Raw genomic sequence first — 14,807 nt, 5'->3', positions numbered from 1 at the left:
GATCTGACAGTAGGCGGTGTCGGTCAGTGCGGTTCTAATCGAGGAAATCAATGTCGCCCGCCAGGGCATCCGCCTCCCCGACGATGGGTTATTGCTCATGAGCCAGACCACCAGCAGCGCTAGCGCTTCAGAAGAACAGGTCGTCATCTTTCCACCGCCGTCCGGCAACATTGGCGTGCTTGCCGTACCACCGCCGTATGTCATCGGTTACAAACCGCTGAGCGATGGTGCGCTGGGAGTCAACTACAGCATGGTACACAGCGATGTTCAGGGCTTGCTGGTGTACATCCTCAGCTATCAGCAGATGGCTGTCGGTGACCATATCGATGTTTTTCTCGGCGATGTCTTTGTCCCCGTGGCCTCGTTTCCTGTAACCATTGAAAATTTCGATGCCGACGGCGCGCCCCGAGATGTGCCTTTCCATATCTGCGCCAGTGACATGAGTTCGAGGTATCCGCATCCGGGAAACCAGCCGCTGTCTATCACTGTGAAGCGCATCAGCGGTAACGCCGAAAGCTCAACGCCCTATTTGCTGTTCTACAAAAGTTTTCCGCCGGGCAAACCGGACATCGACGGTGGCAAGCCATTCAACCAGGGCTTGCCGCTGCCTATCGCCTCGGAAACGATCATTGACCAAAGCGTGATCGATAACGGCATGCGCGTGACCATAGAACCCTATTTGCATCAGGCTCTGGAGGATGTCGTGACACTCGCGTTCGGACCACTGACGCTGGTATTCACCGTCACCAATGCAGCGGCCGCCATTATTTTTGAACTGACACCCAAATTGCTCGCCACACTGCCACCAACCGATTCGCTGGTGGTGCGCTATCAGTTGACCGACAGGGTTCATAATCAGAGCGGCTGGTCGGACGCACTGCTCCTGCAAAGCAAACCGGGAATCACATTGCTGCCAGCCCCCGCCGTCGAAAGGGCACCGGGCAACATACTCAATCATGACCTGCTCCTTGGTGGGCCGGCGCGAGTGGTGATTTTCCTCAGCAACTATGCAAAGAATGACCAGTTGCAACTGACTCTGCAGGGCCTCACGGAAACGGGCGAAGCGGTCACGTTCACGTACACCCAGTCCTTGGACGGGATGAGCAGCGTGATTTATTTTGAAGTTGAAAATGAACGCGTGCTGGCGCTGATCCGGGGCTCTCTGCGCCTGACTTACACCCTCAGCAAAGGAGGCACTGGCGCGCCGCAACTGTCCAAACCGACCAATATCACCATCCAGGGCGGCGCCTTCACGCTACGCCCGCCGTTCATCGAGCAAGTCGTGGAGAACGAGCTACCCGCCAACACCAGCATGGCGAAGGTGTTCATTCCCGATTACTGGGCCTTGAAAGCCGGTGCGTCGGTGCAACTGTTCTGGCAGGTCGTCGATCCACTCGGGGTCACGCTTCGCTATATTTTCGGGCGCACCATTACTGACCCCAACCTGCCCCTGACCTTTGATGCAGGCAGCCGTTACATCGCACCTTTCGCCGGCAATCCTCTGACGGTGCACTACAAGGTGATCAACCCCGGCCGCGCGTCAGTGCAATCACCTTTGCTGGAACTGCGGATCGGCAAGGCGACCGAGCCGCCGCTGGAGCACGACCTGACAAATTTTGACCTATATGACTGGAATGGCTGGCGTCGGGGTCCAGCAACGCGTCCGAATGACTGGACCATCGTGTTCGAGCAAGGCAACTACAGGGCGCAAAATTACACCTACAGCGACAACTCGGCGGGCGTTGTGCTGCAGAAACAATTCGCCAATCTGAAGCCCGGTGGCCGATATTCGTTGACGATCAACTGCTTCCGTTTTCGCGGTGACTATGCTGCACCGTCGCTGTCGCTGAGCGCCGGAGGCGTTGCCATTACCGGGCCGATAACCCTCAGAAACCTGGTCTGGACAAACTTGTCAGGCAACTTCGTCGCCAGCGCCAGCGAGATGACTCTGGCTATTGTCAGTCATGTCGATTCGGGGGTCGGCAACGATTATCAGGTGGACAATCTGGAACTGCAGTTACTCGACTTATAGCGCCTGAAGAGCATGCCGTCAGAAAGACAAGACCGCCGTCCTGTTTCATCAGGGCGGCGGTCTTGTCGTCTCAGCCCTCGATCAAACCGTATCCACCTTCAACGAATGATCATTCAACATCCCGCTGATGATCGTCGCCGTGTCGTGCCCGCTGGCGATCATCCCGCCCGCCCCAGGCGTTACGCCGTAGTGGCTGGCAAGGTTGACGCCGGCGAGGTCGATGGTCTGGTTCGGCGTAGCGCCGGCCATCGCGCTGACGTCGATGCTGGTCACGACTGACGCGCCGGTACCGGTGACGGTGAAGTGCAGGTAGTCGTCCAGCGACGCTGTGGTGCCGTTTTCGCCTTGGAGCAGTTGCGACAGGTCGAGCTTGTCGGTGCCGGGGGTGAAGTCGGTGATGGTGTCGTGGCCGCTGTTGCCCTTGAGCCACTGGAAGGTGTCGGCTCCCGGCCCGCCAGTCATCGTGTTGTTGCCCATGCCGCCGATCAGCAAGTCATCGCCGCCACCGCCGTTGAGGATGTCGTTGCCCAATCCTCCGTTGATCACGTTGTTATTGTTGTCGCCGGTCAGGGTGTCGTTGAAGTTCGAGCCGACGAGGTTTTCGATGCCGGTGAGGGTGTCGGTGCCGGCACCGATGGTGTTTTGCGCACCGAGCAGGCTCAGGTTGACCGTCACCCCCGCTGTGGCGTGGGCGTAGCTGGCGGTGTCGATGCCGGTGCCGCCGTCGAGCAGGTCATTGCCCGGACCGCTGTAGAGCAAGTCGTTGCCGGCGCCGCCGTGCAGTTCGTTGTTGCCACTGCCTGCGGTGAGCACGTCGTTGCCGTCGCCACCGTTGAGGATGTTGTCGCCAGTACCGGCCACCAACACGTCATCCCCCGAGGTCCCGGTGAGAGTGTGGCCGTCCTGATAAGTGATGGTCACGTTGGCCGTGTCGCTGCCGCCATGGTTGTCGTTGGCGGTGTATGTGCCGTGGTAGTCCGGGGTGATGTCGTGCGCCCCGGCGTAGTTGACCGTCATGGTCAGTTGATAATTTTCCGCCGCCGTCGGGTTGCTGCCGCTGGTGTTGGTAATGTTGGTGATGTGGATCTGGTAGGTACCATCGGCGCTGGCGGTGATGGTGCCGCCGTCGGCAATGGCGACGAACGCGCCGCCATTGAGCGAATACTCCATGGTGATGTGCCCGGCCGCCAGGTTGTGATCCAGGTTGAGGGTTTCGCCCTGTTTCAGTTTGACGGTAATCAGGTCTTCATCGTTGGCATTGGCAGTGTTTACCGCGCCGAGATAGCCGCTGACCACAAGCATGGCGGTCATCGCCGCGGTGTTGGCGGCGAACGAATTGCGCACGTCGGCCAGGCTCTGGTTGGCTGCAGTGTTGCCCGTACCATTGAAGGTGATCGCACCTGTGCCGGTGAAGTCCGCACCTTTGGCGGCCCAACCGGTGTTGAAGGTGGTCGGCGAGGCGTTGAGCGTGTCGCCATTTGGATCGGTGTCGTTGGCCAGCAGCAGTTCGCCTGGCACGACGATGTTGCTCGACAGCACGTTGGTGATGACGTGGTCATCCGCTGCCACCGGAGGCGCGTTGGGGATCACTTTCACCGTCAGCGTCGAGCTGGCGAGGTCGCCGTCGTTGTCGCTGAGGGTGAAACCGATGTTCTCGGTGATCACCACCGCCGTGGTTTTCTGCGAGGTGTAGGTGTAGTCGCCGGTGTCGAGGTTGATCACCAGCGTGCCGCTGTTGTTGGTGGCGATGCTCAACGTGTTGTTCACAGTGTTGAAGGTGCCGTGGTTGACGCCTCCGGTCGCGGTCAACGAGCCTTGGCCGCTCAGGGCTTTCGGATCGTAGGTGTAGGTGGTGCCGTCAACGACGATGGATTTGATGAAGCCGCCATCGGCGCCGAACGTACCGCCCTCGCCCAACAGCGAACCGGTGACTGGCGCGCCTTCCACGGTGCCGGACAACACCGAGTTGAGCTGGTTGAGATCGGTGACCACCACCGCATTGGTGTTGGTGTGGCTGATGCCGTCATACGCCAGTGGATCCAGGTTGGCGTTGCTCACGCCGCTGCCGAGGCCGATCGCGTAGTTCTTGATGTTGTTGGCATCAAGGAACGCTTTGAGCGTGGCTTCATCGCTGGTGCCGATGTCCTGGCCATTGGTGGGTTTGCCATCGGAGAAGAAGTACCCGACGTTCTGCGCCCCGGTGAGTTTGCCCGAGGTGTTGAACGCGTTGTACATGGTCGCCACCGCGGCGTCATAGTTGGTGCCGCCACCGGCATTCAGGCCGGCGAGCAAGGCCTTCGCCGTCGCGACGTCGACCCATACCGAGGTGCGGTCGGTGGCGCTGCTGCTGAAGGTCACCAACTGTACTTTCACATCACCGAGATCATCGTATTTGTCGAGCAAGGCGCTGATCGCCTGTTTGGCCAGATCCAGCCGTGACAGGCCCGGCACGCCCGAGGCATCGGCCATACTGCCGGAGATGTCGAGGACGATGAGGATGTTCGAGTCGATCTCCACGGCGGCCACCGAACGATCCGAAGCGACCGCTTTCGGTACGTCGTCGACGATGTTGACGACGATGGTGCTGGTGGTGCTGTTGCCCAGTGCATCAGTGGCTTTGTAGGTGAAACTTTCGCTGAGGGTGTTCGCGCCGTCGTTAGCATTCGGCGTGGTTTTCGGTGCCGAGGTCAGCGTGTAGGTGTAGGTGCCGTCGGCGTTGAGCTGGATCTGCCCGTAAGTGCCGGTGGCGCTGCCGACGAGGGTGTAAGTGATCGCGCCGCTGCCGCCCGTGACCGCGCCGACCAGCGTGCCGGTGGCGGTTTCACCGGTGTTGGTCGGATCGCTGCCGGTGACCGTACCGGGGGCCAGATCCTGGCCGTCCTTGGTCAGGTCGAGGGCTTTTTCGTAGACCGTCACGTCCTGGTCGACCGAGGCCACCAATTTGCTGTCGGCGACGTTGACGGTGATGGTCGTGGTGCTTTCGTCGCCGTCACCGTCGCGGATGGTGTAGGTGAACGTGTCGGTCGCACCCGGTGGGCTCACCGAGTTCGGATTGCTGTGATAAACGGCGTTGCCCAAAGCATCCAGGGTCAGGTAACCGAAGTTGCCGTTGATGTTGCTGTTGAGTCCGCCGATCGCCGACGTCGCGGTGTTGCTGCCGGCGCGCACGCCCACCACCGCACCGCCCGCCGCTGCGCCATCGGCACCGGTGACGTCGTTGCCGAGCACGCTGATATTGACCGTGCCGCCCTCCGTCACCGAACCAGTGTCGGCTTTGGCGGTAGGCAAATCATCGATGATATTGACGTTGATCTGCCCGGACGCGGTGCTGCCGTCGCCGTCGGTGGCGACAACGTTGAAGTTCTCAGTGAGGCTGTTGGCACCGTTACCGGTCGGATGCGCTTCGTTATCGACCAGGGTGTAGCTGTAGCTAACGACGCCAGTGCTGGCGTTATAACCGGTGATGGTCAGCGTGCTGCCCAGCGGCGTGGTAACCGATTGCGGGAAGCCTGCGGCGACACCGTTGGTGACGACGGCAATGCCGCCCACGGTCAGGGTTTGCAAGCCATCGAGTGCGGTGACGGTGAAGGTGCCGCTTTGGGTCAGCGCCGTCGGGTTGGGGCTAGTGCCGTCGCTGAGGTTTTTCTCGTAGACGGTGAGTTCACCACCATTGACGTCGAGGCCGTTGAGGATCACCGGGTCGTCGTTGTTGTGGATGTTCAGCACCAGATTGGCAGTGCTGGTATCGCCGTCCGAATCGGTGATGGTGTAGGTGAAAGTTTCGGTGCCGTTGCCATTGCCGTGCAGGTTTTTGAAATCGGTATCGTTGGTGTTCAGCGTGTAGGTGTAAGTGCCGTTGGCATTCAGCACCAAGGTGCCGTAGGTGCCGGTGAAGGTCCCAGCGGTGACCGGGCCAGTCGGTACTCGGTCGGCGCCTTGTACGTCGTTGGTCAGGACATTGCCGGTGAGGATCAGATTGGTTTCCGAGGCGGTGCCGACGTTGCTGTCGTTCACGGCTTTTGGCAGGTCGTCGATGATGTTCACATCGAGCGTCGCGTTGGCGGTGGTGCCGTTGTCGTCGACCACGGTGACGGCGAACTGCTCAGGCAAGTTGTTCGCGCCGTTGGCGGATGGATGCGCTTCGTTGTCGACCAGGGTGTAGCTGTAGCTGACAACGCCAGTTGTGGCGTTGAACCCGGTGATGGTCAACGTGCTGCCCAGCGGAGTGGTAACCGATTGCGGGAAGCCTGCGGCCACGCCGTTGGTAACGACGGCAATGCCACCGACGGTCAGCGTGGTGACACCGTCCAATGCGGTGATGGTGAACGTGCCGTTTTGGGTCAACGCAGCGGAATCGGGTGCACTGCCGTCGCTGAGGTTTTTCTCGTAAACCGTCAGCTCACCACCGTTCACATCGAGACCGCTGATGACCACTGGATCGTCGTTGTTGTGGATCTGCAGGACGAGGTTCGCAGTGCTGGTGTCGCCATCGGAGTCAGTGATGGTGTAGGCGAAGGTTTCGGTGCCGTTGCCACCGCCGTGCAGGTTTTTGAAGTCGGCGTCGCTGGTGTTGAGGGTGTAGGTATAAGTGCCGTTGGCATTCAGCACCAAGGTGCCGTAGGTGCCGGTGAAGGTCCCGGCAGTGACGGGGCCGCTGGGAACGCGGTCGGCGCCTTGCACATCGTTGGTCAGGACGTTACCGGTGAGGATCAGATTGGTTTCCGATGCGGTGCCGGTGTTGCTGTCGTTCACCGCTTTTGGCAGGTCGTCGATGATGTTCACATCGAGAGTCGCGTTGGCGGTGGTGCCGTTGTCATCGACCACGGTGACGGCGAACTGCTCAGGCAGGTTGTTCGCGCCGTTGGCGGTTGGATGCGCTTCGTTGTCGACCAGGGTGTAGCTGTAGCTGACAACCCCGGTAGTAGCGTTGAAACCGGTGATGGTCAGTGTGCTGCCCAGCGGTGTGGTGACCGATTGCGGGAACCCGGCAGCCACGCCATTGGTGACGACGGCGATGCCACCGATGGTCAGCGTGGTGACACCGTCCAATGCGGTAATGGTGAACGTGCCGTTTTGGGTCAACGCAGCGGAGTCCGGGGCACTGCCATCGCTGAGGTTTTTCTCGTAAACCGTCAGCTCACCACCGTTCACATCGAGGCCGCTGATGACCACTGGATCGTCGTTGTTGTGGATCTGCAAGACGAGGTTCGCAGTGCTGGTATCGCCATCGGAATCGGTGATGGTGTAGGCGAAGGTTTCGGTGCCGTTGCCACCACCGTGCAGGTTTTTGAAGTCGGCGTCGTTGGTGTTGAGGGTGTAGGTGTAAGTGCCGTTGGCATTCAACACCAAAGTGCCGTAGGTGCCGGTAAAGGTCCCTGCGGTGACCGGGCCAGTCGGTACGCGGTCGGCGCCTTGTACGTCATTGGTCAGGACGTTGCCGGTGAGGATCAGATTGGTTTCCGAGGCGGTGCTGACGTTACTGTCATTCACCGCTTTTGGCAGGTCGTCGATGATGTTCACATCGAGAGTCGCGTTGGCCGTTGTGCCGTTGTCATCGACCACGGTGACGGCGAACTGCTCAGGCAGGTTATTCGCGCCATTGGCGGTTGGATGCGCTTCGTTGTCGACCAGGGTGTAGCTGTAGCTGACGACACCGGTTGTGGCGTTGAACCCAGTGATGGTCAACGTGCTGCCCAGCGGTGTGGTGACCGATTGCGGGAACCCGGCAGCCACGCCATTGGTGACGACGGCGATGCCACCGACGGTTAACGTTGTCACGCCATCGAGTGCTGTAATGGTGAAGGTGCCGTTTTGGGTCAACGCAGCGGAATCCGGCGCACTGCCGTCGCTGAGGTTTTTTCGTAAACCGTCAGCTCACCACCGTTCACATCGAGGCCGCTGATGACCACCGGATCGTCGTTGTTGTGGATCTGCAAGACGAGGTTCGCCGTGCTGGTGTCGCCATCGGAGTCAGTGATGGTGTAGGTGAAGGTCTCGGTCCCATTACCACCACCGTGCAAATTTTTGAAATCAGCGTCGGTCGGATTCAGCGTATAGGTGTACGTGCCATTGGCATTCAGCACCAAAGTCCCGTAGGTCCCGGTAAACGTACCCGCAGTCACCGGGCCGGTCGCTACACGGTCTGCGCCCTGCACATCGTTGGTCAGAACGTTGCCGGTCAACGTCAGATTGGTTTCCGACGCCGTGCCCGCATTCGAGTCATCCACGGCTTTTGGCAGGTCATCGACAATGTTCACGTCCAGCGAGGCATTGGCAGTGGTGCCGTTGTCATCGACCACCGTCACCGCGAACTGTTCGTTGAGCGTGTTGGCGCCATTGGCTGTCGGGTGCGCGTCGTTGTGATCCAGGGTGTAGCTGTAACTGACAACACCGGTCGCAGCGTTGAAACCGGTAATGGTCAGTGTGCTGCCCAGCGGCGTGGTGACCGATTGCGGGAACCCGGCAGCCACGCCATTGGTGACGACGGCGATACCACCAATGGTCAGCGTTGTGACGCCATCGAGTGCCGTGATGGTGAACGTGCCGTTTTGCGTCAACGCCGCAGAATCCGGTGCACTGCCGTCGCTGAGGTTTTTCTCGTAAACCGTCAGCTCGCCACCCTCGACGTTCAAGCCGTTGATGATCACTGGGTCATCGTTGTTGTGGATCTGCAAGACGAGGTTTGCGGTGCTTTTGTCACCATCCGAATCGGTGATGGTGTAGGTGAAGTTCTCTGTGCCGTTGCCGCCGCCGTGGAGGTTTTTGAAGTCGGCGTCGTTGGTGTTCAGCGTGTAGGTGTAAGTGCCGTTGGCGTTGAGTACCAGCGTGCCGTAAGTGCCGGTAAAAGTGCCAGCGGTGACGGGGCCGGTCGGTACGCGGTCGGCGCCTTGCACGTCATTGGTCAGCACGTTGCCGGTCAGCGTCAGCGAGGTTTCCGAAGCCGTCGAAGCGTTGCTGTCATCCACTGCTCTGGGCACGTCATCGGTGATATTGACGTCGAGCGTGCCAGTCGCGGTGTCGCCATTGCTGTCGCCGGCAATCACCGTGAACTGTTCGCTGAGGTTGTTCGCGCCATCACCGGCAGCGTGGGCCTCATTGCCGTTGAGGGTGTAGCTGTAAGTGACCACGCCGGTGGCCGGGTTGTACCCGGTGATGGTCAGGGTGTTGCCCAATTGTGTGGTGATCGACTGCGGAAAACCGACCGCCACCCCTGCATTGATCAGGTTGATGCCGCCAACACTGAGGCTGCTCAAACCGTCCGGCGCCGTCACCGTGAAGCTGCCGCTCTGCGTCAGCGCACCGGGATTGGCAGCCGAGCCGTCAGGCAGATTGGCTTCATTGAGAGTCAACTCACCGCCAGGCACGGCCAGGCCGCTGAGGGTCACGATGTTGTTGATCGGTGGCGGCACGATGGGCGCCGGGGTGCCGTTGTCGACGACAACGTTGTGCCGCTCTTCGGGAAACTCGGGAATACCGCCGAACCCGGCAGTCGGGAAGCCAATGATCGGGTCTACCCGCCCGCCGACTTCCGTCAGCAAGACAAAACTGTGACCGCCGCCCAATTCTCCAGGCGCGCCGCCCGGTGCGTTGGGGCCGGCGGCGGTGGCTTCAGCGGTTTTGGTCGGGTCGTCACCGGCGGCAATGGCTTTCTGGATCTGCTCGACGTCGGTCAGTTGCGCTTCGCTCGGCGTCACCGCCTCCGGCGCATTCACATGCGCGGCCTGATCGGCGAGCAATTGGCCGGTCATGGTCAGGCTGCTGTCGCGGCCCAGGGTCAGTTCCTGGCCATTTTGCAGATGAACGGCAACGGCGCCTTCCGCCCCGGTGATCAGTTGATCGCCGGCAAACAGGCGGTCGCCCTCAACCAGAGCACGACGGGTGCCGTCGGTTGCCTGGGCGAAAACCTGGCCAATGACTTTAATGACTGTACCGATGAGCGTTGCCATGTGAAATCCTCCGCTGCCGACCACCGTCGGCACTGGTAAGCGAAGCAGCCCATGGCTCAATCGGGTTGTCGGGGCGACGCTCGCACCCTCGACAGTTCGTTTCGCAGGTCGCGCCCGATGAGGAAATTTCAGTGCTATCAAGCACTTCCGAGCCCTGATCAAGACCGCTTGCCTGCTAACGCTACGTAACGGCGGTGAATCACCCGAGTGACAAAAAACTGTCGCTCATTTGCCGCTACGCGTCCCTCCCCTTCAGCAGTACTTCGCCGTATGTCGCAAAGTGAGTGGAACTTTCCTCAAGCCTTTTTGCGCTCCCTAAAGCACCTAAAACAAAGGCTTTCGTGCTGAACAATGTGCCGGTTTTTACAAAGCGCATAAGTTTTTTCGGCATAAGCCTTATGAAAATTTTTTCTTAGCTACGCTTCAGGATGTTCTTAGCTCTGTTGTTACAAGAGTGAAACGCTTACAGCTAAAAATATCGTCAAATATTTGGCGACAGTAACACACCATCAGGACTCAGGGAGATGCACCCATGCGCGTTCTAACCCCCCTCTGCAGCGCGGTTTTGCTGGCCATGGCTTGCACTTCTCAAGCCCAGGCCATGAACCTCACCGAGGCGATCCAAAGCACCATCGCCACCCACCCGGAACTCGCCTCGCGCGTGGACGCCCGCCTTTCAGCTGATGAACAAGTCAAAGTGGCCAAGGGCGGGTTCTATCCGTCCGTCGACTTGAACGCCGCTTACGGTCGCGGCTACAGCGATAACACCAACACTCGCGCGTTTGGCAATCACGACACGCGCATTCTCAATTACACCCAGTCCGAGCTGCGTCTGCGGCAAATGCTCTTCGACGGTTTCAACACCGCCAACGAGGTCGAGCGCACCAAGGGCGTGTCCAACTCGCGCGCTTACTACGCACAAGGCACTGCTCAGGATCTGGCGCTGCGCACCATTGAGGTCTACCTCGAAGTGCTCAAGCGCCGCGAACTGGTGACACTGGCCCGGAACAATTTGCAGGCGCACTTGCGGGTCAACGATCAGATCGGCCTGCGCACCGAGCGCGGCATTGGCAGCACCGCCGACTCCGATCAATCGGTCGCCCGTAAAGCGCTGGCGCAAAACAACCTCGACACTGCCGAAGTCGACCTGGCGGATGCCGAGTCGAATTTCTACAGCGTGGTCGGGCGCATGCCCGACGAGTTGGAAGCGCCACCGTCGACCCGTGGGGAATTGCCCACGAGCCTGCCTGAAGCCCAGCAGAGCATGGTCGAGAACAACCCGTATCTGAAATCGGCGCAGGCTGACGTGCAATCGGCCGAGAGCCAGTACGAAGTTGCCAAGTCGCCGTTTTATCCACGCTTCGACGCTGAAGCAGCGGTGGGCGCGAACAACAACGTGCAGGGCGACGAAGGCCACGACAACGAATGGCGTGTCGGCGTGATCATGAACTACAACCTGTTCCGTGGCGGCAGCGACAAGGCCCGACTGGCCTCCGACGCGCACCAGATCAATCAGGCGATGGACATCCGCAACAACGCCCTGCGTCAGCTCAACGAAAACATTCACCTGGCCTGGAACGCGATGGTCAATGCCAAGAAGCAAACCCCGACCGCCCGCGAATACGCCGAAACCACCAAACGCGTACGCGCCGCGTATCAGGATCAGTTCGGCCTCGGCCAACGTACCCTGCTCGACTTGCTCGACAGCGAAAACGAGCTCTACAACGCCAACCGCCGCTACACCGAAATTCGCTACACCGAGGAATACTCGATGTACCGCGTGCTGGCGAACATGGGTCAGTTGTTGAGCAAACAACGGGTGGTATTGCCAGCGGATGCGATCGCCGCGACCGAGGTGAAAAACGAAGCACGCCTGCCGGAACTGAAGTAACCCTTTATGTAGGAGCTGCCGAAGGCTGCGATCTTTTGATGTTTTTCAGCGTTCCCACGCTCCGGAATGTAGCCAGTGACGCTCCGCGTCACGGGACGCAGAGCGTCTCTAGAGGCGTTCCCACGCGCCGCGTGGGAACGATCAAAAGATCGCCGCCTGCGGCAGCTCCTACAGGGGTGATGTGTGGATACTCGAGCCAGTCCAACAGAGGCGATCAATATGACCAGCATGGAACCCGGCCACTCCGGGGTCGATCCGCGGCTGAGCTTCGATGATCCGTTACTCGACGGTCTGTTGATCCTCTGCAAACTCCATGGCGCGACAGTCAGTCGTGCCAGCCTGAGTGCCGGGCTGCCGTTGAACAAACAACGCCTGAGCCTCGACCTGCTGCCCCGCGCCGCCGCCAGGGCCGGTTTGCAGGCGCGGATTTTGCGCCGCGAACTGAAAAACATCTCGCCACTCAACCTGCCGATCCTGTTATTGCTCAACGACGGTCGCACCGCCGTGTTGCGGCGTTTTGGCGATGACGGCAAAGCGCTGATCCTGCCCAGTGAAGCCGATGGCGGCGAGCAGTGGGTCAGCCGCGACGAACTCAGCGAACACTACAGCGGCCAGGCGCTGTTCGCTCGGCCCCGGCATGAACTCGAAGACCTCCGTTCGCCGCTGGTACCCCGCGTGCATGCCTGGTTTCGCGACACCTTGAAGCTATCGAAATGGCTCTACAGCGACGCGATACTCGCCAGTTTCCTGATCAACCTGTTGGGCCTGATGGTGCCGCTGTTCGTCATGCAGACTTACGACCGCGTGGTGCCGAATCAAGCCACGTCGACCCTGTGGGTGCTGTCGATCGGCCTGCTCATCGGCACCGGTTTCGAACTGGTGCTGCGGGTGGTGCGCGCGCACTTGCTCGACACCGCCGGGAAGAAAACCGATGTGATTCTTTCTGCGACGTTGTTTGAACGCATCACTGGCATGTCGATGAAGGCACGGCCGGCGACCATCGGCGGTTTCGCGCAGAGCATTCATGACTTCCAGGGCCTGCGTGAGTTTCTGACAGCGGTGACGTTGACCAGCCTGATCGACTTGCCTTTTGTTGTACTGATGCTGGTGGTGATCGGTTTGCTCGGCGGCTGGCTGGTGGTCATTCCGTTGCTGGCGTTTCCGATCACCATCATCTTCGCGCTGGCGATTCAAGTGCGTCTGCGCGACACCGTACAGAAGAGCCTGAGCCTGGGCGCCGAACGTCAGGCGGTGCTGATCGAAACCCTCGGCGGGCTGGAAACCCTCAAGGCCTGCAGCGCCGAAAGCGAGCGTCAGCACAAATGGGAAAGTACCCACGGCGCCCTCACCCGCCTCGACAGCCACGCGCGCAATCTGTCGGCGCTGGCGACCAATGGCACACTGTTCATTCAGCAGTTTTCCGGGATGGCGACGATTGTTGCCGGGGTTTACAGCATCATCGCCGGCAACCTCAGTGTCGGCGCACTGGTCGCCAGTTACATGCTCGGCAGCCGTGTACTCGCGCCGCTGGGGCAGATCGCCGGGCTGATCACCCGTTACCAGCAAGCGCAACTGACCATGAAAAGCACCGATGCGCTGATGTCGCTGCCGCAAGAGCGCGACGGCAAACAGCGACCGCTGGAACGCACACAACTGCAAGGCGCTCTGGACGTGAGCGGCGTGACTTTTCACTACAACGGCCAGAATGCGCCGGCCCTGAGCAATGTCAGTTTCAGCCTCAAACCGGGTGAGCGGGTCGGCATCATTGGCCGCAGTGGTTCGGGCAAAAGCACCCTGGCGCGACTGGTGATGGGCTTCTACGAACCCGAAGAAGGCCAGTTGCTGCTCGATGGTCTTGACCTGCGGCAACTGGATGTCGCCGACCTGCGCCAGCAGATCGGATACGTCGCCCACGACCTGCCGCTGCTGGCCGGCAGCCTGCGCGACAACCTGACCCTCGGTGCGCGCTACATCAGCGATTCACGCATGCTCGAAGTGGCGGAGCTGACCGGTGTCACCGAGTTGGCCCGCCAGCATCCGCAAGGTTTCGACCGGCCAGTGGGCGAACGTGGACAACTGCTCTCCGGGGGCAACGCCAAGCGGTGTTGCTGGCGCGCTCGCTGCTACTCGACCCGCCGATCATGTTGCTCGACGAACCGACCAGCGCCATGGACAACAGCAGCGAAGACCAACTGCGGCAGAAACTGCATGACTGGGTACAAGGCAAAACCCTGCTGCTGGTCACCCACCGCACCTCGATGCTGAGCCTGGTGGATCGGCTGTTGGTGCTGGACAACGGTCGTGTCGTCGCCGACGGCCCGAAAGACGCGGTCATCGATGCACTGCGCAAGGGCCGCGTCGGCTCGGCGGCGGTGTAGATGCGTACACATGATCATGGCTTTCACCAACCCAATGGTTTGCATAGAACCTGTGGCTACACAGAACCTGTGGCCTGCACAGAGCCTGTGGTCTGCACAAAACCTGTGTCCTGCACAGAACCTGTGTCATGCACAGAGCCTGTTTCCTGCACAGAGCATGTGGCCTGCACAGAACCTGTGGCGAGGGGATTTATCCCCGTTTGGGTGCGCAGCGCCCATAAGATTTTTGGGGCTGCTGCGCAACCCAACGGGGATAAATCCCCTCGCCACGGGGAAACTCTCTGGCCACAGAGAAGTTTCTGGTCACTGGGAACTCTCTGGCCACAGAAAAGTTTCTGGTCACTGGGAACTCTCTGGCCACAGAGAAGTTTCTGGTCACCGGGAAGCTCTCTGGCCACAGAGAAATTTTCTGGTCACTGGGAAACTCTCTGGCCACAGAGAAGTTTTCTGGTCACAGGGAAATTCTCTGGCCCACAGGGAAGCTTTCTGCTCACTGGGAAGCGTATGGGTCACTGGTTTGTCATGCAGTTTGATTTTTCTTAATTGAGGGGTATCGCCCC

Annotated in this window: 4 protein-coding genes and 1 pseudogene; 3 read left to right on the top strand and 2 right to left on the bottom strand. The window is 60.1% G+C overall.

All coding sequences use genetic code 11. From position 1 onward, the window contains the following. Positions 1-97: 97 nt before the first annotated feature. Positions 98-2,032, top strand: coding sequence for a hypothetical protein (locus JFT87_RS12380; RefSeq protein ID WP_201201629.1), 1,935 nt, complete (start codon positions 98-100; stop codon positions 2,030-2,032). Between the two features lie 81 nt (positions 2,033-2,113). Here JFT87_RS12380 and JFT87_RS12375 read toward each other — a convergent pair whose 3' ends face one another. Then, entirely contained in the window at positions 2,114-7,852 is a 5,739-nt protein-coding gene (locus JFT87_RS12375) for an Ig-like domain-containing protein (protein ID WP_242487253.1), read from the bottom strand. Next, entirely contained in the window at positions 7,849-9,978 is a 2,130-nt protein-coding gene (locus JFT87_RS28380) for a retention module-containing protein (protein WP_242487252.1), read from the bottom strand. The genes JFT87_RS12375 and JFT87_RS28380 overlap by 4 nt, the downstream gene beginning before the upstream one ends. Positions 9,979-10,510: 532 nt before the next feature. On the opposite strand from JFT87_RS28380, the gene JFT87_RS12370 reads away from it, so the two are divergent. Both JFT87_RS12370 and JFT87_RS12365 read left to right on the top strand, forming a co-directional pair. Further along, positions 10,511-11,869 (top strand): TolC family outer membrane protein, encoded by a 1,359-nt coding sequence (locus JFT87_RS12370; RefSeq protein WP_201201628.1) that lies wholly within the window; start codon positions 10,511-10,513, stop codon positions 11,867-11,869. A gap of 219 nt (positions 11,870-12,088) precedes the next feature. Then, positions 12,089-14,247: pseudogene (locus JFT87_RS12365) on the top strand (type I secretion system permease/ATPase). The last annotated feature ends 560 nt before the right edge of the window (positions 14,248-14,807 follow it).

The organism is Pseudomonas sp. TH15 (assembly GCF_016651105.1).
GTDB lineage: Bacteria > Pseudomonadota > Gammaproteobacteria > Pseudomonadales > Pseudomonadaceae > Aquipseudomonas.
The sequence above is the reverse complement of the archived record's forward strand: the minus strand, read 5'-3'. Positions and strand labels throughout refer to the sequence as shown.